The 20,743-nt window shown below is 71.6% G+C and carries 19 protein-coding genes and 2 pseudogenes; 9 read left to right on the top strand and 12 right to left on the bottom strand.

Features of this window, described 5'->3' with window-relative positions; all coding sequences use genetic code 11:
• Nucleotides 1–5: 5 nt before the first annotated feature.
• Genes ABD437_RS27835 through ABD437_RS27800 form a run of 8 tightly spaced genes read right to left on the bottom strand, consistent with a single transcriptional unit; the run spans nucleotide 6 to nucleotide 9,923 of the window.
• Nucleotides 6–1,454, bottom strand: coding sequence for a rhamnulokinase (locus ABD437_RS27835; protein WP_344651897.1), 1,449 nt, complete (start codon nucleotides 1,452–1,454; stop codon nucleotides 6–8).
• Nucleotides 1,451–3,493 (bottom strand): bifunctional aldolase/short-chain dehydrogenase, encoded by a 2,043-nt coding sequence (locus ABD437_RS27830; protein WP_425558262.1) that lies wholly within the window; start codon nucleotides 3,491–3,493, stop codon nucleotides 1,451–1,453. Before ABD437_RS27830 ends, ABD437_RS27835 begins: the two co-directional genes overlap by 4 nt.
• Complete coding sequence (gene rhaI, locus ABD437_RS27825) at nucleotides 3,481–4,650, bottom strand: L-rhamnose isomerase (protein ID WP_344651895.1); 1,170 nt, start codon at nucleotides 4,648–4,650, stop codon at nucleotides 3,481–3,483. Before rhaI ends, ABD437_RS27830 begins: the two co-directional genes overlap by 13 nt.
• 12 nt (nucleotides 4,651–4,662) lie before the next feature.
• Nucleotides 4,663–4,983: an L-rhamnose mutarotase gene (locus ABD437_RS27820; protein WP_344651894.1), complete on the bottom strand. Its 321-nt coding sequence runs from the start codon at nucleotides 4,981–4,983 to the stop codon at nucleotides 4,663–4,665.
• A gap of 46 nt (nucleotides 4,984–5,029) precedes the next feature.
• Nucleotides 5,030–6,103: a rhamnose ABC transporter substrate-binding protein gene (gene rhaS, locus ABD437_RS27815; RefSeq protein ID WP_425558261.1), complete on the bottom strand. Its 1,074-nt coding sequence runs from the start codon at nucleotides 6,101–6,103 to the stop codon at nucleotides 5,030–5,032.
• A 30-nt stretch (nucleotides 6,104–6,133) separates the two neighbouring features.
• Entirely contained in the window at nucleotides 6,134–7,168 is a 1,035-nt protein-coding gene (locus ABD437_RS27810; RefSeq protein WP_344651893.1) for an ABC transporter permease, read from the bottom strand.
• A complete protein-coding gene (locus ABD437_RS27805; RefSeq protein ID WP_344651892.1) occupies nucleotides 7,165–8,415 on the bottom strand; it encodes an ABC transporter permease in 1,251 nt (416 codons plus the stop codon). The genes ABD437_RS27810 and ABD437_RS27805 overlap by 4 nt, the downstream gene beginning before the upstream one ends.
• The gene (locus ABD437_RS27800) at nucleotides 8,412–9,923 is read right to left on the bottom strand and encodes a sugar ABC transporter ATP-binding protein (RefSeq protein ID WP_344651891.1); all 1,512 of its coding nucleotides are present in this window, start codon (nucleotides 9,921–9,923) and stop codon (nucleotides 8,412–8,414) included. The genes ABD437_RS27805 and ABD437_RS27800 overlap by 4 nt, the downstream gene beginning before the upstream one ends.
• A 223-nt stretch (nucleotides 9,924–10,146) precedes the next feature.
• On the opposite strand from ABD437_RS27800, the gene ABD437_RS27795 reads away from it, so the two are divergent.
• Nucleotides 10,147–11,148, top strand: a complete 1,002-nt coding sequence (locus ABD437_RS27795) for a LacI family DNA-binding transcriptional regulator (RefSeq protein ID WP_344651890.1) — start codon at nucleotides 10,147–10,149, stop codon at nucleotides 11,146–11,148.
• 138 nt (nucleotides 11,149–11,286) lie between these two features.
• Nucleotides 11,287–12,372: pseudogene (locus ABD437_RS27790) on the top strand (phosphatase PAP2 family protein); the annotation flags it as partial.
• A gap of 44 nt (nucleotides 12,373–12,416) precedes the next feature.
• On the opposite strand, the gene ABD437_RS27785 reads toward ABD437_RS27790, so the two are convergent.
• Nucleotides 12,417–13,154: a TetR/AcrR family transcriptional regulator gene (locus tag ABD437_RS27785; RefSeq protein ID WP_344651889.1), complete on the bottom strand. Its 738-nt coding sequence runs from the start codon at nucleotides 13,152–13,154 to the stop codon at nucleotides 12,417–12,419.
• A 21-nt stretch (nucleotides 13,155–13,175) separates the two neighbouring features.
• On the bottom strand, nucleotides 13,176–13,955 hold the full coding sequence (locus ABD437_RS27780; RefSeq protein ID WP_035849806.1) for an HAD-IIA family hydrolase: 780 nt from the start codon (nucleotides 13,953–13,955) through the stop codon (nucleotides 13,176–13,178).
• A gap of 33 nt (nucleotides 13,956–13,988) precedes the next feature.
• Between ABD437_RS27780 and ABD437_RS27775 the strand changes: the two genes are divergently transcribed.
• Entirely contained in the window at nucleotides 13,989–15,035 is a 1,047-nt protein-coding gene (locus tag ABD437_RS27775) for a PHP domain-containing protein (protein ID WP_344651888.1), read from the top strand.
• Between the two features lie 2 nt (nucleotides 15,036–15,037).
• On the opposite strand, the gene ABD437_RS27770 is transcribed toward ABD437_RS27775, so the two are convergent.
• Nucleotides 15,038–15,412: a DoxX family protein gene (locus tag ABD437_RS27770; protein WP_344651887.1), complete on the bottom strand. Its 375-nt coding sequence runs from the start codon at nucleotides 15,410–15,412 to the stop codon at nucleotides 15,038–15,040.
• A gap of 101 nt (nucleotides 15,413–15,513) precedes the next feature.
• On the opposite strand from ABD437_RS27770, the gene ABD437_RS27765 reads away from it, so the two are divergent.
• The 6 genes from ABD437_RS27765 to ABD437_RS27740 all read left to right on the top strand — a co-directional run bounded on the left by ABD437_RS27765 (nucleotide 15,514) and on the right by ABD437_RS27740 (nucleotide 19,008).
• Nucleotides 15,514–15,729, top strand: a complete 216-nt coding sequence (locus ABD437_RS27765) for a hypothetical protein (RefSeq protein WP_344651886.1) — start codon at nucleotides 15,514–15,516, stop codon at nucleotides 15,727–15,729.
• A 45-nt stretch (nucleotides 15,730–15,774) separates the two neighbouring features.
• Complete coding sequence (locus ABD437_RS27760; protein WP_344651885.1) at nucleotides 15,775–16,947, top strand: XdhC family protein; 1,173 nt, start codon at nucleotides 15,775–15,777, stop codon at nucleotides 16,945–16,947.
• A 111-nt stretch (nucleotides 16,948–17,058) separates the two neighbouring features.
• Entirely contained in the window at nucleotides 17,059–17,742 is a 684-nt protein-coding gene (locus tag ABD437_RS27755) for a lysophospholipid acyltransferase family protein (RefSeq protein ID WP_344651884.1), read from the top strand.
• On the top strand, nucleotides 17,735–18,148 hold the full coding sequence (locus ABD437_RS27750) for an STAS domain-containing protein (RefSeq protein ID WP_344651883.1): 414 nt from the start codon (nucleotides 17,735–17,737) through the stop codon (nucleotides 18,146–18,148). Before ABD437_RS27755 ends, ABD437_RS27750 begins: the two co-directional genes overlap by 8 nt.
• A 21-nt stretch (nucleotides 18,149–18,169) precedes the next feature.
• Entirely contained in the window at nucleotides 18,170–18,670 is a 501-nt protein-coding gene (locus tag ABD437_RS27745; RefSeq protein ID WP_344651882.1) for a hypothetical protein, read from the top strand.
• Nucleotides 18,667–19,008 carry a DUF3817 domain-containing protein gene (locus ABD437_RS27740; RefSeq protein WP_344651881.1) on the top strand — a complete coding sequence of 114 codons (342 nt, stop codon included), beginning with the start codon at nucleotides 18,667–18,669 and terminating at the stop codon, nucleotides 19,006–19,008. The genes ABD437_RS27745 and ABD437_RS27740 overlap by 4 nt, the downstream gene beginning before the upstream one ends.
• Here the strand turns inward: ABD437_RS27740 and ABD437_RS27735 are convergent.
• A pseudogene (locus ABD437_RS27735) lies at nucleotides 18,993–20,734 on the bottom strand (bifunctional 3'-5' exonuclease/DNA polymerase). The gene ABD437_RS27740 and the pseudogene ABD437_RS27735 overlap by 16 nt on opposite strands.
• Between the last annotated feature and the right edge of the window lie 9 nt (nucleotides 20,735–20,743).

Genomic DNA, 20,743 nt, shown 5'->3' with positions numbered 1-20,743 from the left:
CCTCTTCAGGCTAGCCGAGCGGCGAGCGCGTCCCACTCGATGCCGGGGCGGGGGTCGTACCGCACGGTCGGCTGCGTCGCGGCGAGGAGCTCGCGGGCCGCCCCGAGGTCACGCACCAGGCCCGCGGCGCGGGCCTGGACGAGCACGTTCCCCAGCGCGGTCGCCTCCACCGGACCGGCCACCACGGGCAGGCCGGTCGCGTCCGAGGTCAGCTGGCACAGCAGCGCGTTGCGCGCGCCCCCACCCACGACGTGCACGACGTCGACGTCGTGCGACGCGAGCGTGGCCGCGTCCCGGATCGTGCGCCGGAACGCCAGCGCCAGGCTGTCGAGGATGCACCGGACGATCTCGGCCGGCGCCGACGGGACCGGCTGCCCGGTCTCCGCCGCGAAGGCCGCGATCCGCGACGGCATGTCACCGGGCGGCAGGAACCGGGCGTCGTCGACGTCGATCACCGTGCGTCCGGCCGGCACCCCGGCGGCGTCGGCGAGCAGGGTGGGGAGGTCGGAGCCCGAGCCGGCCCGCTCCCACCACCGCACCGACTCCTGCAGCAACCACAGCCCCATCACGTTGCGCAGATAGCGGACGGAACCGTCGATGCCGGCCTCGTTGGTGAAGTTGGCCGCGCGGCTCGCCTCGGTCAGCACCGGCCGGTCGAGCTCCAACCCGGCCAGGCCCCACGTGCCGCAGGAGATGTAGGCGAACCGCTCCCCCACCGCGGGCACACCGATCACCGCCGACGCGGTGTCGTGCGACGCGACCGCCACCACCGGGGCGTCGAACCCCACCTCGGCCGCGACGTCCGCACGCAACCCGCCGAGCCGGTCACCCGGCTGGCGCAGCGGTGGCAGCAGCTCCGGACGCAGGCGCAGCTCCGTCGCCAGCTCCACGTCCCACCGGCGCCGGTGGACGTCGAGCAGCTGGGTGGTCGACGCGTTGGTGACCTCGGCGCCCTGCGCCCCGGTGAGCCAGTAGCCGATCAGGTCCGGAATGAGCAGCAGCGAGCTCGCGGCCTGGTACGCGGTGCTGCTCCGGGCCGCGACCAGTTGGTACACCGTGTTGAACGGCAGGGTCTGCAGCCCGGTGCGCCGGTAGAGCGACGCCGCGCCGACCTCGGCCGCGACCGTGGCGGCCACCCCGTCGGTGCGCTCGTCGCGGTAGTGCACGGGCGCGCCGAGCAACGCGCCCTCGGCGTCGAGCAGGCCGTAGTCGACCGCCCACGAGTCGACGCCGATGCTGACCGGCGTGCCGTGGTCACGGCCGAGGAACCGGAGCCCCCGCAGGATCTCGGTGTAGAGGCCGGTCACGTTCCAGTGCAGCGTGCCCGCCAGGCGCACCGGCTCGTTGACGAACCGGTGCGCCTCGGTCAGCTCCAGGGTGCCGGGGCCGACCCGGCCGGCCACGACGCGCCCGGAGGACGCGCCGAGGTCGACCGCCGCGAACCAGGAACTCATCGCAGGAACGCCGCCGCGACGCCGGCGTCGACCGGCACGTGCAGCCCGGTCGTGTGCGTCAGCTCGCCGCCGACGAGCGCGAACGCCGCGTTGGCGACGTGTTCGGGCAGCACCTCGCGCTTGAGCAGCGTGCGCTGGGCGTAGAACTGGCCCAGCTCCTCCTCCGGCACCCCGTAGACGGCGGCCCGGGAGGCACCCCAGCCGCCGGCGAAGATCCCGGAACCGCGGACGACACCGTCGGGGTTGATGCCGTTGACGCGGATGCCGTGCTCACCGAGCTCGGCCGCGAGCAGCCGCACCTGGTGGGCCTGGTCGGCCTTGGCCGCGGAGTACGCGACGTTGTTCGGCCCGGCGAACACCGAGTTCTTCGAGGAGATGTAGAGGAGGTCGCCGCCCATGTTCTGGGCGGTCATCGTCTTCGCGGCGGCCTGGGCGACGAGGAACGACCCCTTGGCCAGGACGTCGTGGAGCAGGTCCCAGTCGGCCTCGGTGGTGTCGGCGAGCGGCTTGGAGATCGACAGGCCCGCGTTGTTGACGACCAGGTCGACGCCGCCGAACGCGAGCGCGGCGGCGTCGAAGGCGGCCCGCACCCCGGCCGCGTCGGTGACGTCGGCGGCCACCCCGATCGCCACGTCGGCGTTACCGAGCTCCGCGGCCGCGTCGGCGGCCTTGGACGCGTCCAGGTCGGCGATGACCACGCAGGCGCCCTCGGCCGCGAACCGGGCCGCGATCGCCTTGCCGATGCCGCTGGCCGCGCCGGTCACCAGCGCGATCCGGCCGACCAGCGCCTTGGGCTTCGGCGCCCGCTGGAGCTTGGCCTCCTCGAGCAGCCAGTACTCGATCCGGAACTTCTCCGACTCGTCGATCGGGGCGTAGGTGGAGATCGCCTCGGCGCCACGCATCACGTTTATCGCGTTGACGTAGAACTCCCCCGCCACCCGCGCGGTCTGCTTGTTCGCGCCGAAGCTGAACATCCCGACGCCCGGGACCAGCACGATCGCCGGGTCGGCACCGCGGATCGCCGGGCTGTCCTCGACCTTGTAGGTGTCGTAGTAGGCCTGGTAGGCCGCCCGGTACTCGGCGTGCAGCTCGGTCAGCCGGGCGGTGATCTCCTCGACCGTGGCCGTCGCCGGCAGATCCACCACGAGCGGGCGGACCTTGGTGCGCAGGAAGTGGTCCGGGCAGGACGTACCCAACGCGGCCAGCGGTGCGAGCTTCTCCCGGGAGAGGAACTCCAGCACGACGTCGCTGTCGGTGTAGTGCCCGACCTGCGGCTTGTCCGTCGACGCCAACCCCCGGACCAGCGGAGCCAGCGCGGCGGCCTTCGCCCGGCGCTCGGTCTCCGGCAGCGCCTCGAAGCCTTCCACGACGGCCCCGAACGGCTCGGGCTTTCCGTGCTCCGCGATGTAGGCGGCCGCGGTCTCGATGATCCACCGCGAGTTGGCCTCGGCCTCGTCGCTGGTGGCGCCCCAGGCGGTGATGCCGTGCCCACCCAGGACGGTGCCGATCACGTCGGGGTCGCCGTCCTTGATCGCCGCGATGTCCAGGCCGAGCTGGAACCCGGGACGCCGCCACGGCACCCAGGCGACCTTCCCGCCGAAGATCTCCGCGGTCAGCTTCTCGCCGTCCGCGGCGGTCGCGATCGCGATCCCGGAGTCCGGGTGCAGGTGGTCGACGTGCGCGGCGTCGACCAGGCCGTGCATCGCGGTGTCGATCGACGGCGCCGCCCCGCCCCGCCCGTGCAGGCAGTAGTCGAACGCGGCGACCATCTCGTCCTCGCGCTCCACCCCCGGGTAGACGCCGACCAGGCTCCTCAACCGGTCCAGGCGCAGCGCGGCCAGCCCGGGCTCCGTGAGCGTGCCCAGGTCACCGCCCGAGCCCTTCACCCACAGCAGCTCCACCGGGCCGCCGGTGACCGGGTCGACGTCGGTGCCCTTGGCCGAGGTGTTCCCGCCGGCGTAGTTGGTGTTGCGCGGATCGGCGCCGAGCCGGTTGGACCGGGCCAGCAGCGCCGCGACTGTCTCGTTCATGCTCCCCATCCAGCCTGGGTTCCGCCGACTCGCTCGGCGACGATCTTCTCGGCGTACCCGGAGCGCTTGTACGCGGCCATCGGGTCCGGGTCGAGCCCCTTCTCCTCACGCAGCGACGCCAGCAGCGGGCGCACGTCGGTGTTGTAGGCGTCCATGAACACGGCGTTCGCGCCGAGCACGTCGCCCTCGGCCTGCGCGGCGGCGAGCGCTTCGCGGTCGACGAGCAGCGCCTTGGCCGTCGCTTCCTGCACGTTCATCACCGAGCGGATCTGGCCGGGGATCTTCGGCTCGATGTTGTGGCACTGGTCGAGCATGAACGCGATCTCGTCCATCGCGCCGGGGTCGCGGTCGAAGCCGCCGCCGCGCAGCACCTCGAACAGGATGCGGAACAGCTGGAACGGGTCCGCGGCGCCGACCATCAGGTCGTCGTCGGCGTAGAAGCGGGAGTTGAAGTCGAACGCGCCGAGCTTCCCGGCCCGCAGCAGCACCGCGACGATGAACTCGATGTTCGTGCTCGGCGCGTGGTGGCCGGTGTCGACGCAGACCACGGCCTTCTCGCCGAGCGTCAGCGTGTGCGCGTAGGCGGTGCCCCAGTCGGGCACGTCGGTGGCGTAGAACGCCGGCTCGAACAGTTTGTACTCGAGCAGCATCCGCTGGTCGTCGCCGAGCCGCGCGTAGACCTCGGCCAACGCCTCGGCCAGCCGGTCCTGGCGGGCGCGGATGTCGTCCTGGCCCGGGTAGTTGATGCCGTCGGAGAACCAGAGCTTCAGGTCGCGCGACCCGGTCCGGTCCATGATGTCGACGCACTCGAGCAGGTGGTCGGTCGCCTTGCGCCGCACCGCGGGGTCCGGGTTCGTCACGCTGCCGAGCATGTAGTCGTTGTCCTGGAACACGTTCGAGTTGATCGTGCCCAGCGTGACGCCCTGGTCGGTGGCGTAGCGGGCCAGGTCGGCGTAGTCGTCGGTCTTGTCCCACGGGATGTGCAACGCGACGGTCGGGGCGGCGCCGGTGAACTTGTGCACCTGCGCGGCGTCGGCGACCTTCTCGTACGGGTCGCGCGGGACGCCGGCCTGGGGGAAGACCTTGAACCGGGTCCCGGAGTTGGCGAACGCCCACGAGGGCAGCTCGATGTGCTGGCGGTTGAGAACGTCGGTGACTCGGGACATGGCGCCGTTCTTTCAGTCGAGGTGGAACACTTCGGGGACGATCAGGAAGCCCTCATCCGGGCGGCGGCCCTCCAGGCCGAGGAAGAACGGCCCCATGTCGGCCTGCCAGCGGGCGTTGATCTCCTCACCGGCCATGCCGGCCAGCCCCGCTTCGTAGTCCTCGGTCTCCAGGTAGCCGATCAGGAGACCGTCGTCCTTGAGGAACAGTGAGTAGTTCGTCCAGCCGTGCTTCGACAACGCGGCCAACATCTCCGGCCACACCGCCGCGTGCCGTTCCCGGTATTCGTCGAGCCGGGCCGGATCGACCTGGCCCAGCAGACAGACTCGCTGCACGAAGGCTCCCCACGGGGGGCGCGACCGAGGCCGCGCCCCCGGCAACTCAGAAGTTGAATTGGTCGATGTTCTTGGCGTCGAAGACCTGGGGCGGGCCGAGGAGGATGGCGCCGTCCTTGCCGATCGTGTACTCGCCCAGCTCACCGGCCTTGAACTTCTCGCCTTCCTTACCGGTGATCTGTCCGGAGGCCAGCGCGGCGGCGGTGTACGCGCAGAGGTAGCCGAGCTTTCCCGGGTCCCAGAGCTCGAACTCCTTGACCGTGCCGTCCTTGACGTACTGACGCATCTGGTTCGGCGTGCCGAGACCGGTCAGCTGCACCTTCCCCTTGTAGGGGGACGACGACAGGTACCGGGCGGCCGCGGCGATACCGACCGTGGTCGGCGAGATGATGCCCTTGAGGTCCGGGTACGCCTGGAGCAGACCCTGCGTCTCCTGGAACGACTTCTGGTCGTCGTCGTTGCCGTAGGCGACCTTCACCAGCTGCATCCCCGGGTACTTCTTGAGTTCGTCCTTCATGAACTCGATCCAGGTGTTCTGGTTCGTCGCGTTCGGCGTGGCGGACAGGATCGCGATCTTGCCCTTCTCGCCGATCTGCTTGGCCAGCAGCTGCACCTCGGTGCGGCCCAGGTCCTCGGGGTTGGCCTGGTTGACGAACGCGTCCCGGCCGGCGACCGCGGCGTCGGAGTCGAACGTGACGACCTTGACGCCGCGCTGACGGGCCTGGGTCAGCGCCGGGACGATCGCGTTCGCGTCGTTGGCGGAGACGCAGATGCCGTCCTGGCCCTGCTGGGTCAGCGTGTTGATGTACTGCACCTGCGAGGAGGCGCTTGCGTCGGAGGGACCGACCTCCTTGTAGGTGCCCTTGAACTCGCCGACCGCCTTCTCGCCGCCCTTGTCGGACACCGTGAAGTAGGGGTTGTTCACCTGCTTGGGCAGGAACGCGATCTTCAGCCCCTCCTTGAGAGGAGCGTCGGGGTTCGCCGAGGCCGATGAGGCCGGCCCGGCCGAGGCGTTGTCGGTGGAGTCCTTGGTGGTGCCACCGCAGGCGGCCGCGGCGAGCGTCACCGCGACCAGCGCGGCGGAGAACGCAACGGTTCTCCGGGCACGGAGCAACATCATTGTCGGTCCCTTTCGGGTGGTGATGGGGGGTTAGGAGGAAAGTTTCCGGAGTCTCCAGCGCTCGCGGGCCCAGGTGACGGCGTTGGGCGCGAGCACGGAGAAGATCAGCAGCCCGCCGGTGACGAGCATCAGCGTCTCGGTCGAGACGTCGTCGAGGATCAGCGCGTTGCGCAGCACCCCCACCAGCAGCACCGCCACGAGGACGCCGGGCAGCGTGCCGCGTCCGCCGAAGATCGAGACCCCACCGAGCAGGACGGCGGCGACGACCGTGAGCTCCAGCCCGTTCGCGTTGTCGGCGCGGGCGCTGGAGAACCGGAACGTGTAGATCACCGCGGCCAGGCCGGCGAACGCTCCGGACGCGACGAACAGCCAGAACGTGATCCGCTTGACCCGGATACCGGCGAAGCGGGCCGCCTCCTTGTTCGAGCCGATCGCGTAGAGCGAGCGGCCGATCGGCGTCGCGTGCAGCACGATGCCGACGACGATCGCCAGCACGATCACCAGCACCGTCGGGTACGGGATCGGCAGGCTGCCCAGCGTCTTGGCCGGCCAGGTCGTGTAGGCGGCCGGGAAGTCCGCGACGGCCTTGTCGCCGAGCAGCACGTAGGCCATGCCGCGGTAGAGGGCGAGCGTGCCGATCGTCACCGCGAGGCTGGGCAGGCCGACGACCGTCACCAGGAAGCCGTTGAGCGCACCGGCGACCGCGCCGACCAGGATCGTCAGCGGGATGATCGTCTCGATCGACATCCCGGCGTTCCAGAGCACACCCATCAGCGCGCTGCACATGCCGAGGTTGGAGGCGATCGAGAGGTCGATCTCGCCGATCACCACGAGCAGCGTCAGGGTCAACGACAGGATCGCGATCTCGACGATGTCCAGCTGCGCGTTGGCGAGGTTGAACGAGTCGGCGAAGCCTTCGACGCCGAACGTCGCGACCAGCACCGCGAAGATCAGCAGCGCGGTGATCGCGCCTTCCCAGGACAGCAGCCGCCGCAGGGGCGAGTGCTCCGCGAAGCCCACCGGCTCCGAGGTCTCCTTCGGCGGAGGAAGAACCGTGGTGCTCATCGGGTGCCTCCCTTGGCGACATCGGCGGCGGCGTCCTCGCTCGCGCGCGCATCCGCGGCGGTGCGCGCGGCGGGCGTAGTGGTCGCGCCATCAGGGGGCGTAGTGGTCGCGCCATCAGGGGGCGTAGTGGTCGCGCCATCAGGGGGCGTAGTGGTCGCGCCATCGGCGGGCACGGCGGCGGCGCCGGTGGCGGGCGGAGCGGCGGCACCGTTGGCGGGAAGCGTCGTCGCGCCGCGGCTGGCCGAAGCGCGGAGTGCGCGTTCGGCGCGGAGAGCCAGCACCCGGTCGAGGGTGATCGCGAGGAGGAGCAGCGCACCGTCGATGGCCCGCTCCCAGAGCGCCTCGACCTTCAGCACGACGAGCGCACTGCCGATCGTCGACAACAGCAGGGCACCGAGCGCGGCACCCACGACCGTGCCGCTGCCGCCGAAGATCGCCACGCCACCGACCACGACCGCGGCGACGACGTTCAGCTCGAAGCCGGTCGCCGCGGTGGCGTCGACAGTGCCGTACCGCGCGGCCCAGAGCACACCGGCGACGCCGGAGAGCGTCCCGGTGAGCACGAACGCGACGAACAGGCGCCGGCCGACGGGGATGCCGGCCAGGCGGGCGGCGTCCGGGTTGGACCCGATCGCGTAGAGCTCGCGCCCGGAGCGGAGGTTACGCATCCCCCAGGCGGCCAGCGCGAGGAGCACCAGCGCGATCAGCGGCAGGATCGGGATGCCGAGCACCGAGCCGCTGCCGATCTTCAGGAACGCCGAGGGCATGTCGGCCGCGTTGACCTGCCGCCCCTCGGCGAGCCAGTAGTCGGCCCCGCGGAACACGTACATCGTGCCGAGCGTCACGACCAGCGCGGGGATCCGGCACACCGCCACCAGCACCCCGTTGATGACGCCGCACACCGCGCCGATCAGCGTGCCGACGACGAACGCGACCACGATCGGCACGTCGTGGTCGGCGAACAGCAGACCGGTGACGAACGCGGAGAGGCCCAGCACCGAGCCCACCGAGAGGTCGATGTTGCGGGTGACGACGACGAGCGTCTGGCCGACCGCCAGCAACCCGACGATCGCGGTGTTGAGCAGGATGTCCTTGAAGCTCTGCACCCCGATGAACCGCGGGTTGACGATCGCGGTGACGCCGAAGAGCAGGAACAGCGCGACGACGAGTCCGAGCTCCCGGGCCCGCGCCAGCCGCCCCAGCAACGCGGCCGCCGACCGCTGCCGTTCCACCACCGGTTCGCTCATGCCGCTCGCCGCCCCACGGCTGCGGACAGGACGGTCTCCTCGGTGGCGTCGGCGCGGTCGAGTTCGGCGGCGAGCCGGCCCTCCCGCATGACGAGCACCCGGTCGGCCATGCCCAGCACCTCCGGCAGCTCGGACGAGATCATCAGCACCGCGACGCCCTCGGAGGCCAGCTGGGAGAGCAGCCGGTGCACCTCGGCCTTGGTGCCCACGTCGATGCCCCGGGTGGGCTCGTCGACGATCAGCACCTTCGGGGCGGTCGCCAGCCATTTGGCCAGCACGACCTTCTGCTGGTTGCCGCCGGAGAGCACGCCCACGGCGTCGGAGAGCCGGCGGTACTTGAGCTGGAGGCGGGTGGCCCACTCCTTGGCGCGGGCCCGTTCCGCGCGGCCACCGAGCAGACCGAAGCGGGCCAGCCCGCCCAGCTGCGTCATCGTGGCGTTGCGCTCGATCGAGAGCTCCATGACCAGGCCCTGCTGGCGCCGGTCCTCGGGCACCAGCGCGAGACCGGCGTCGATCGCGGCGGTGGGGCGGTTGGGCTTGAGCGCCTTCCCGCGGACCTCGACCGCACCCGCGTCGTACCGGTCGATGCCGAACACGCACCGGGCGACCTCGCTGCGCCCCGAGCCGACCAGCCCGGCCAGCGCGACGATCTCGCCCGCCCGGACCTCGAAGGACACGTCGGTGAACACGCCTTCCCTGGTCAGCCGCGAGACCTTCAGCGCGACCTCGCCGGGCGTCGTGTCGATCTTCGGGAACAGCGCGTCGAGGTCCCGGCCGACCATCCGGCGGACGAGCTCGTCCTCGGTGACGTCGGCCAGCGGGTCGGACGAGACGAACCGGCCGTCACGCAGCACCGTGACCCGGTCGCAGAGCGCGTAGACCTCGTCCAGGCGGTGGGAGATGAAGACCAGCGCGGCACCGCTCTCCCGGAGCGTGCGCGCGACCGTGAACAGCCGCTCGACCTCACGCGACGAGAGCGCCGCGGTGGGTTCGTCCATGATGATGACGCGCGCGTTGAGCGAGAGCGCCTTCGCGATCTCGACCAGTTGCTGGTCGGCGATCGAGAGGCCGCTGGCCGGGCGGTCGGGGTCGAGCGCGACGCCGAGGCGGGCGAACAGCGCCTCCACCCCGGCACGCATGGCCTTGCGGTCGATCGCGCGGAAACGGCCGAGCGGCTGCCGGCCCATGAACACGTTCTCGGTCACCGAGAGGTCGCCGAAGAGCGTCGGCTCCTGGTAGATCACCGCGATGCCGGCGTCGCGCGCGGCGGCCGGGTCGGCGAACGTCACGTCCTCGCCGTCCAGGCGGACCACGCCGGCGTCGGGCTTGTGCACGCCCGCGAGGATGCGGACCAGGGTGGACTTGCCGGCACCGTTCTCCCCCATGAGGGCGTGCACCTCACCGGGGTAGAGGTCGAGCGAGACGCCGTCGAGCGCGCGTAACGCCCCGAACGTCTTGCCCACCCCCTCCAGGGAGAGCAGCGGCCGGGCGGGCTCGCTGTTGGTCACGGAACACGCTCCGTTGCAGGTTTTGGTCGCGACAGGAATGAATCGTTTCAACGCGGTGGCGCTGACCGTACGAGTGAGCGCCGTCACGTGTCAATGGTTTCGCCTGCGTGACATTCCTGTGACCGGGTGACACTCGGGGCGCCAAACGCCAGAATTGGTTGAGACGTTTCAAAAACCCCCCATCAGCCAGTACGCTCGCGCAGATCACCACGGGAGGCGCCAGATGGGGACGACGAGCATCCGCGAGGTCGCGGAGCGAGCCGGCGTGTCGGTCGGGACCGTCTCCAACGTGCTCAACCGCCCCGACGCGGTGGCACCGGCGACCCGCGAACGCGTCCGCCGGGCGATCGACGACCTCGGGTTCGTGCGTAACGAGTCGGCCCGCCACCTGCGTGCCGGTCGCAGCCGCACGCTCGGCCTGGTGGTCCTCGACGTCACCAACCCGTTCTTCACCGACGTCGCCCGCGGGGTCGAGGACGCCGCGAACGAGGCCGGGCTGGCGGTCATCCTCTGCAACTCCGACGAGCGTCGCGACAAGGAGCAGGCCTACCTCGACCTGCTCGAGGAGCAACGCGTCCAGGGTGTGCTGATCACGCCGGTCGATGTCGACGGCGACCGGCTGACCCGGCTGCGCCGGCGTGGCGTCCCGGTGGTGCTGCTCGACCGGCACGCCGGCGAGGGCGACTACTGCTCGGTCGCGGTGGACGACGTCCTCGGCGGTGAGTTGGCCGCCGCCCACCTGCGCGACCTCGGCCACGAGCGGATCGCCTACGTGAGCGGCCCGATGAGCCTCGCGCAGTGCGCCGACCGCTACCGGGGCGCGATCGCGGGCGGTGAGCTGGAGATCCTCGCCGGCACCGCGCTCAACGTCGCCTCCGGCCGGGACGCGGGCGAGCGGCTGCTCGGCCTGCGCAACCCCCCGACGGCCGTCTTCTGCGCGAACGACCTGCTGGCCCTGGGCGTCCTGCAGGTGATGGTGGCCCGCGGGCTGTCGGTCCCCGGCGACATCTCGATCGTCGGTTACGACGACATCGAGTTCGCCGCGGCCGCCGCGGTGCCGCTCAGTTCGGTGCGCCAGCCCCGCCATCTGCTGGGGCGCACGGCGGCCGAGTTGCTGGTCGCCGAGGCCGCCGCGGCCGAGCCGGGGCATATCCACCGCCAGGTGCGGTTCTCCCCCGAACTCGTGGTTCGGGCGTCGAGTGGACCACCCAAGGCCACCCTGTGACGAACAACATGTACTAAGCAACTTTGCAGAATCTGAAAATAAGTGCGACCGTAGCGTTGTGACCAGCAACGATGCGGGTCCTTCGGCTTCGCTTCGGAGACTACTTTGCATTGCGCAGTAGTCTCCCATGCGAAGGAGGTGGGCCCAGTGCGAAGTGACGTGGTGCAGCGCGCGTTACGCGAGGTGCCGTTGATCGCTGCGCTCTACCTCGCCTACGCCGGCGGACGGGTCATCGCCGCCGGTCACACCGGCCCCGCTTTCGACCACGCCGAGTCGGTGTGGGCGTTCGAGCGGTGGCTGCACTTACCGAGCGAGCAGGGCGTCCAGCAGGCCGCGCTGCACTGGCCCGCGCTCGTCGAGTTCTTCGGCTCCTACTACGCCGGGGTGCACTTCCCCGCGACCGTGGCCGTGCTGGTGTGGCTGTTCGCCTGGCATCCCGAGCAGTACCCGTGGTTCCGGTGGACGCTCGCGTTGCTGACCGGGTTCGCGTTGATCGGGCACGTGCTGTATCCGCTGGCGCCGCCGCGGATGCTCACCGACCACGGAATGGTCGACACCGCGCACGTGTACGGGCAGTCGGTGTACGGGCCGGTGGGCACCGGGGTGGCGAACCAGTTCGCGGCGATGCCGTCGCTGCACGTGGCGTGGGCGGTGCTGGTCGCGCTCGCGGTCGTCCGGGTGGTCCGGAGCCCGTGGCGGTGGCTCGCGGTGCTGCACCCGCTGACCACGGTGGCCGTGGTGGTCGTCACCGGCAACCACTACTGGCTCGACGGCGTCGTCGGCTGCGCGCTGCTGGTCGCGGCGCTGGCGCTCACGCGTCACCGGTCGGTCGCGGTCCCGGTGGGTCCGGTCCGCGGTGCGGGCCTCGCGGTGATGGCGGCGCTCGTCGAGAAGGCAGTGGTGGGGGTGGTTTCGGTGGTGCGGACGCACGCGTGGCCGATGGTGCGGTTCGTCGTGGTCGGCGGGGCGTCGACGTTGCTCTCGGTGGTGATCTTCGTGCCGCTGCTCGCGATCATGCCGTCCGCGGCCGCGAACACCGTGGCCGCGATCATCTCGACGCTGGCCTCCAACGAGGCGAACCGCTCGTGGGTGTTCCGCAGCGACCGCAACGGCGTCCTGCCCCGGGTGGCCGCGGCCGGCACCGTGCTGATCTCCTACGTGGCCACCACCGGTTCGCTGCTCGTGCTCGACCTCACGGTGCCGAACGCGAGCGCCGTCCTGGAACTGACCGTGATGCTGACGGCCTCCGCGGTGGCCGGCCTGGCCCGCTACGTACTGCTGGGCCTGCACATCTTCCCGGCTGCCCCGTCGGCGTCGGCCGCAACCGGCGGAGCGGTGGCGGCGGTGGCGCAGGGAGCGGGCAGCCCGGCGAGGACACAGTCGAACGCGCTGTCGATGGCCTCCTCCAGCGCACCCTGATCGCAGCGCTCCGGCGCCAGCGACATCATCGTCGCGCCGAGCGCGGCCACCGCCACCGAGGCGACCAGCCGCGGGTACGCGTCCCGCTCCGGGTCGAGCCCGGACCGGCGCGCGACGTCCTCGGCCAGTATCCGGCCGAACCCGCGGAACAGTTCGTGCGCGAGCGGCACCAGGTGCGGCTCGGAACGCAGGATGCGTGCCCGCAGCAGCGTGCGCTCGCGATGCCCGGCGTCCTTCTGCAGCCCGACCGTGCGCAACGCGGCCCGGAACGCCACCAGCGGATGCACCCCGTCGGGCTGCTCGGCCAGCGCCACGGCCAGCCGGTCCGACGGCCCGCTCAGGTCTCCCACCAGCACGTCGCGCTTGGTCGGGAAATGGTGGTGGAACGATCGCACGCTGACGCCGGCCGCCGCGGCGATCTCGTCGACGGTGGTGGCCTCGAAACCGTTCCGCGCGAACAGCTTCAGTGCGGCGTCCTCGACGACCTGGCGGTTGGCCAGCCGGCGCGCGACACGGCGGTCACCGGCCGGACGGATCGCCAGCCGCCGTTCCGAGCTTTCGCCGCGCCGCTCCATCTCGTCACCCATCGTGCCATGGGCGCACCCGGCTCAGACCTCGTCGACGAGATCCGCGACCGAGTTCAGGATGCGCGAGGGGCGGAACGGGAACCGGTTCACGTCCTCGGCGCGGGTGACCCCGGTCAGCACGAGCACGGTCTCCAACCCGGCCTCCATGCCGGCGATGACGTCGGTGTCCATCCGGTCGCCGATCATCACCGTGCTCTCGCTGTGCCCGTCGACCGCGTTGAGCGCCGAGCGCATCATCAGCGGGTTCGGCTTGCCCACGAAGTACGGCTCGACGCCGGTGGCCTTGCTGATCAGCGCGGCGACCGCGCCGGTGGCCGGCAGCGCACCCTCGTGCGACGGGCCGGTCGGGTCGGGGTTGGTCGCGATGAACCGGGCACCGCGGTCGATCAGCCGGATCGCGGTCGTGATCGCCTCGAAGCTGTAGTTCCGGGTCTCCCCCAGCACGACGTAGTCCGGATCGGCGTCGGTGAGCACGTACCCGATCTCGTGCAGCGCGGTGGTGAGACCCGCTTCGCCGACGACGTGCGCGGTGCCGCCGGGACGCTGGTCCTCCAGGAACTTCGCGGTGGCCAGCGCGGACGTCCAGATCGACTCCGCGGGCACGTTGATGCCGGCCCGCTGCAGCCGCGCCGAGAGGTCGCGCGGGGTGTAGATCGAGTTGTTCGTCAGCACCAGGTGCGGGCGGCCCTTCTCGACCAGCTTCCCGAGGAACTCCGGCGCGCCGGGCACCGGGACACCCTCGTGCACCAGGACGCCGTCCATGTCCATCAGCCAGCAGTCGATGCTCTTGCGCGAGGTCATGGTGCAAGCGTGTCACACAGGTACGGTGAGCTCGTGACGGACGCCACTCGTGACCCGGTCGCCGACCTGCGTCGGATCGCGTTCCTGCTGGAACGCGCGCACGAAGCCACCTACCGGGTGCGGGCCTTCCGCTCGGCCGCCGCGGCCGTGGAGAAGCTCGACGCGGACGAGCTCGGCGAACGCGCCACCGCCGGGACGCTCAAGAAACTGCCGGGCATCGGCGACGTCACGGCGCGGTGCGTGGCCGAGTCGCTGGCCGGCGAGGAGCCGGTGTACCTGCGCCGCCTGGAGGCCACCGCGGGAACCTCGGTCGACGAGGCCGGTGCCGAGCTGCGCGCCCTGCTGCGGGGCGACTGCCACACGCACTCCGACTGGTCCGACGGCGGTTCGCCGATCCGCGAGATGGCCGAGGCGGCGCGCTCCATCGGCCACCAGTACGTCGTCCTCACCGATCATTCGCCGCGGCTGACCGTCGCCAACGGCCTCTCGGCCGAGCGTCTGCGTAAGCAACTGGACGTCGTCGCCGAGCTGAACGAGGAGCTCGCGCCGTTCCGCATCCTCACCGGCATCGAGGTCGACATCCTCGACGACGGGTCGCTCGACCAGTCCGACGAGCTGCTGGCCCGCCTCGACGTGGTCGTGGCCAGCGTGCACTCCAAGCTGCGCGACCCGGCCGGCACGATGACCAAGCGCATGCTGGGCGCGATCGAGAACCCGCACACGGACGTGCTCGGGCACTGCACCGGGCGGCTGGTGACCGGCCGCGAGTCCACCGGCCAGGGCAAACGGCCGGAGAGCCAGTTCGACGCCGACGCGGTGTTCGCCGCGTGCGCCGAGCGGGGCGTGGCGGTGGAGATCAACTCGCGTCCGGAGCGGCTCGACCCGCCCAAGCGCCTGCTGCGCCTGGCCGTCGAGGCCGGGTGCCACTTCGCGATCGACACCGACGCCCACGCGCCGGGCCAGCTCGACTGGCAGCCCTACGGGTGCGCACGGGCGGCCCAGTGCGGCGTCGACCCGGCGCAGGTGATCAACACCTGGGACGTGGACGCCCTGCTGGCGTGGACCGGCCGCGCGCGCTGACGTCAGGCGTTCTTCGCCACCCTCAGCGCCCAGGCGATGAGCGGGGCCTGGAACGGCAGGCGGCCGTAGGCGATCGCCTTGTACCGCGTGTTCGACGTCTTGCTCGCGTCCACCGCCATCTGCACGTTGGCCGGGTAGACGCCGACGAACAACGCCGCCGACGCGAGCGCGCCGAACCGGCGGGTGCGTGGCACCGCCACCAGCGCGGCGCAGGCCAGCTCGGCCGCGCCGCTGATCGCCACCAGCGCCTCGGGGTTGGGCAACACCTTCGGGACGATGCGCGCGAACGGCTTCGGAGCGACGAAGTGGAGCACGCCTATCGTCGCGAGCCCACCGGCCAGCAGGACCGGGGACGCCGTCTTCCAGCGGGATGCCATGGACTCATGTTCGTTCATCCCCACTACCCTGCGCGAGTGGACCCGGGGGCCCCGATCCCGACGTAACTTTGAGGAAGCAACTCGTCACTGGGAGGAGTCGCGTGCAGCTCGGTCAGGACGCCGGCGGCTTGGAGAACAACCCGCGCGCCATCGTCATCATCGTGTTCGTCATCCTTGCCGGGCTCCTGCTGAACTGGTTCCAGCGCAAGTGGATGAAAGGTATGTCCTTCCGGAACCGGATCTTTTTCATCGGCGTCGGCGCGCTGATCCTCGGCGGAGTGTTCTACGGCTTCGTTTACAACGTGAACGCCGCGTAGCTTCTGCCCCCGGAACGGGTAATAGTGGTGTCGGGGTGATGGCGTATGCGTGAGGTACTCGACGATCTGTTCGGCTGGTGGAGCGCCGGTGAGTCGGTGGGCGTCGGCACCGTCGTGGCCACCTGGAAGAGCGCGCCACGACCAGCGGGGGCCTCGATGCTCGTCGGCCCCGACGGAGCCGCGGTGGGCAGCGTCTCCGGCGGGTGCGTGGAGGGCGCGGTCTACGAACGGGCCCAGGAGGCGATCGACACCGGCTCGCCCGGCCTCGAGCGCTACGGCGTCTCCGACGACGACGCGTTCGCGGTCGGCCTGACCTGCGGCGGCATCCTCGACATCTGGGTCGAGCGGGTCGACCGGGAGTCGTACCCGGAGTTCGGCGACGTGGTGGCCTCGGTGCGCGACGGTGCCCCGGTCGCGGTGGTGACGTGCGTCGCCAGCACCGCGGCGCCGACCGGTGACGACCGGGTGGGCCGCCGGCTGGTGGTCTGGCCCGACCGCGTCGCCGGTTCGCTCGGCTCCGACCGGCTCGACGAGGCGGTCGCCGACGACGTCCGCGGCCTGCTCGCGGCCGGTCGCACCACCACCGTCCACTACGGTCACGACGGCGAGCGCCGCGGTGACGACCTGACCCTGTTCGTCTCCTCGTTCGCCCCCCGGCCCCGGATGATCGTGTTCGGGGCGATCGACTTCGCCGCCGCGCTGGCCCGGATCGGCTCGTTCCTCGGCTACCGGGTGACGGTCTGCGACGCCCGGCCCGTGTTCGCCACCGCGAAACGCTTCCCGGACGCCGACGAGGTGGTCGTGGAGTGGCCGCACCGGTACCTCCGGGCCGAGGCGGACGCCGGCCGGGTGGACGAGCGGGCGGTGTTGTGTGTGCTCACCCACGATCCGAAGTTCGACGTCCCGGTACTGGAAGTAGCGCTGCGGATACCGGCCGCGTACGTCGGCGCGATGGGGTCGCGCCGCACCCACTCCGACCGGTTGCAGCGGCTCCGCGAGGCCGGACTGAGCGCGGAGGAGTCCGCGCGCCTCTCGTCGCCGATCGGGCTCGACCTCGGCGCACGCACGCCCGAGGAGACCGCGGTGAGCATCGCGGCCGAGATCGTCGCCGGCCGGTGGGGTGGTTCGGGGGCGCGGCTGTCCACCTTGAACGCGGCGATTCACCGCGATACGGACTTCCTTCATCGGGACGATGAGGAACTCTCCGTCACTCCTTGAGTGCGAAGGGTCACTATTTCCCGAAATTGGGCGCCGCCCGGCCACCACGGCCCCAAGCTCGGAGCCGTAGGGTTACCCCGAATCACTGCGGTGCCAGAGGAGGAGCTCCCCATGGCGTACGACCTGAGTAAGAAGGTCGGTGGCCCCATCCTCCACCTCGCGTTTCGTCCGTGGGTCGAAGGAAAGCAGTACGTCCCGGAGAGCGGGGCGGCCATTCTCGCCTCGAACCATCTCTCGATCATGGACTCGGTGTTCCTGCCGCTGGTCGTCAACCGGGACGTGGTTTTTGTCGCGAAACAGGAGTACTTCACCGGCACCCGGCCGATCGACCGGCTGACCGCCCGGTTCATGCGCAGCTCCGGGCAGCTGCCGGTGAACCGGGGCAACAACCGGGCCGCGCAGGAGGCGCTGGACGCGAGCCTCGGCGTCCTGAAATCCGGTGGGCTGTTCGGCATCTACCCGGAGGGCACGCGCTCTCCCGACGGGCGGCTGTACCGGGGCCGCACCGGCGTGGCGTGGCTCGCGCTGACCGCCGACGTCCCGGTCGTGCCGGTCGCGATGCTCAACACCGAGCGGGCGCTCCCGCCCGGCAGCCGGGTGCCGCGGCCGGTGAAGGTCGGCATCCGGTTCGGGCCGCCGATGACGTTCGAGGACTACAAGGGGCAGGCCGGCAAGGCGAGGGCACGGCGGGCGGTGACCGATCAGATCGTCGCCGCGATCGGCGAGCTGTCGGGCCAGGAGTACGTCCCCCACTACGCTCCGAAGCGGAACGCGGACCCCGATGCCGATGCCTGACCGACCTCGGTCGCTCTACGACCGGCACGGACGGGACGCCGTTAGAGTCGGTGCCGCCGTCACTGTCCGGAAGGAGCCCACGCTGGAGAGCACACCGTGGTCGCTCACGATCGAGCAGATCGGGAGCGAGACCGTCCTGCGCGCCAGTGGCGCACTCGACCTCGACACCGCTGGCCGGCTGCGTTCGGTGGCCACGTCCGCGCTCCGGCAGGCGCACTCCGCCCCGACCCTGACGGTCGATCTGGCCGAGGTGACGTTCCTCGACTCGACCGGGTTGGGTGTGCTGGTGACGCTGTGGCACGAGGCACGCAACGCCGGGGGCAAGTTCCAGGTGTCGCGGCCGTCCCCGGCGGCGACCCGCATCCTGGAGATCACCGGGGTGGACGCACTCTTCGACCTCACGTAGGCATTCGAGTAGCCTTCGGGTGTGCGGTCGCTTCTACTCTCCCGGCGGTGGCTGGTGCGCCACGCCGTGGCGATCGTGCTGATCGGGGCCTGTCTCGGCCTCGCCTGGTGGCAGTGGGGGCGCGCGCATTCGCTCAGCGGCACCGCCCAGAACCTCGGCTACGCACTGCAGTGGCCGGCGTTCGCCGCGTTCGTCGCGTACGCCTGGTACCGCATGCTCCGTCTCGAACTGCACCCCCCCGCCGACGCCACCCGTGCGGGCACGGTGACGACCACGGCCGGAGCTCCGCGAGCCGGCGACGGCGACGGCGACGAGCGTGCCGGTGGGCCGGTCGGGACCGCGGGTGGCGTGGCCCGGAGCGGTGGGGCGCCGCGGACGGTGCCGGTGCGGCGGCACTACCGCCCGCAGGCCGCGGAGAGCGCCGACCCCGCCGACGAGCAGCTGGCCGCCTACAACGCGTACCTCGCGTCCCTGAACCCCCCGTCGAACCGTGCACCGAAGACCGAGGAGACCTCCCCGTGAATCCTGGAGTGAAAGCGGCCCTGACCCGCTTCCGGATCGCCGCTTACGTCGTGGGTGTGGGCCTGCTGGTGCTGGTGCTGGTGGCGATGCCGCTGAAGTACGTCGGCGACACCCCCGAGGTGAGCTCGATCGTCAGCCCGATCCACGGCTTCCTCTACATGGTCTACCTCGGTGTGACGCTCGACCTGGCCATGCGGCTGCGCTGGCCGGCGCTGAAGATCATCGGGGTGATGCTGGCCGGCACCATCCCGTTCCTGTCGTTCGTCATCGAGCGCCGGGTGCACCGCCGGGCCGTCGCCGAGCTCGCGGCGCGGGACGGCGTTCACGCGTCGGCGTAGGAGCGGACGACCGCGACGTCGAGCGGGAACCGCACCGGCGTCGCTCCGAACAGCAGCTGGCGGGCCTCGTCGGCGGCGGCCAGCACCGCGGCGCGGACGTCGTCGGCCATCGCCTCGGGGCAGTGCACGACGACCTCGTCGTGCACGAAGAACACCAGCTGGGCGCCGGTGACCTCGGTGGGCCGCAACCGCCGCCGTAGCCCCACCAGCCAGATCAGCGCCCACTCGGCGGCCGTGGCCTGCACGAGGAAGTTCCGCGTGAACCGCCCCCGGGCGGCCCGCCGCGCCTGGTCCGCCGCCCCCGGGTCGCCGTCGTCCCCGCCGCCCGCGGTGTCGTCGACGGGTGCGGCCTCACCGGTGGGGGAACCCTCGCCGGTGGGGGAACCCTCGCCGCCCACCGCGGAGAGCCAGGACCGACCCGGTGGTGGGCAGGTGCGGCCGAGCCGGGAACGCACCAGCCGACCCTCCTCACCGGCACGGGCGGCGGCGTCGACCGCGGCCAGCGCGTCGGGGAAGCGGCGGCGCAGCACGTGGGCCAACCGGCCGCCCTCACCGCTGGTCTGCCCGTAGAGCGCGCCGAGCATCCCGAGCTTCGCCCGGGCCCGGTCGTGGTCGAACGCGTCGGCGGCCAGCGCGGTGTAGAGGTCGCCGGCGGCGGCGAACTCGGCCAGCCGCCGATCTCCGGACAGCGCGGCCAGCACCGGGGCTCCAGCGCCGACGCGTCGGCGGCGACGAACACGTGGCCCGGATCGGCCACCACGGCCTGACGCACCGCCTTGGGCAACTGGAGCGCCGCACCGCCGCGGGTGGCCCACCGCCCGGAGACGACGCCACCGGCCACGTACTCCGGCCGCATCCGCCCGCCCGACACCCAGGTGTCCTGCCAGCTCCAGCCGTGGGCGGCGAAGATCCGGGACAGTTCCTTGTACGCGAGGATCGGCGCGACGGCCGGATGGTCGACCCGCTTGAGCACCCAGGAGCGGGTGGACGGGATCTGGATGCCGACCCGCCCGAACGCGCGCACGACGTCGGCCGGGGCGTCGGGGTTGACTCTCGTTCCGCCGAACGCGGCACGCACGTCGGCCGCGAGTTCGTGCAGGCGCGCCGGGAGATCACCGGGGAGCGGCCGGGCTCCGAGCATCGACTCCAGCAGCGCGTCGTGCCGCTCGGCCGACCACGGCAGGCCGTCGTGCCCCATCTCGGCGGCGGCCAGCGCACCGGCGGATTCGGCCGCGACCAGGAGCCGGAACCGGTCGGGGTGTTCCACCGCGGCGATCCGGCGCAGCTGAGCGCGGTAGACCTCGGCCAGCACCTCGATGGAGCCGGTGGCCTCGACGGTGGCCTCGACGTCGGCCGCGAACAGCACCGGCTGGGTGTCGCGCGGGCGCGGTGGCCGGTCGGGCGGGACCGGCAGGCCGCGGGCCCTGGCCAGCGCGGCGGCCAGCGACCGGGGTTCACCCCAGTGACCCTCGTAGCCGACGAGGAGCGACTCGACCAGTTCGACGTCGTGGCACCGCTCGACCCGGACGCCGGCCGCCAGCAGCGCCGGGTAGACCGCCGCGGTGGTGGGCCAGAGCCAGCGCGGCCTCTCCGCGGCCTCGTGCGCGGCGACCGCACCGGCCAGCGCGGCCGCGTCGGCGCACCACCGCACGGGGCCGGTGACCTGGCCGGCGGTATCGATCTCCGCCAGCCAGCCGCCACCGCCCCACCCCGGAACCAACCCCATCACCACAGC

It is taken from the genome of Cryptosporangium japonicum, assembly GCF_039524755.1.
Classification (GTDB): Bacteria; Actinomycetota; Actinomycetes; order Mycobacteriales; family Cryptosporangiaceae; genus Cryptosporangium; species Cryptosporangium japonicum.
This window is presented reverse-complemented; position numbering and strand designations above follow the sequence as displayed.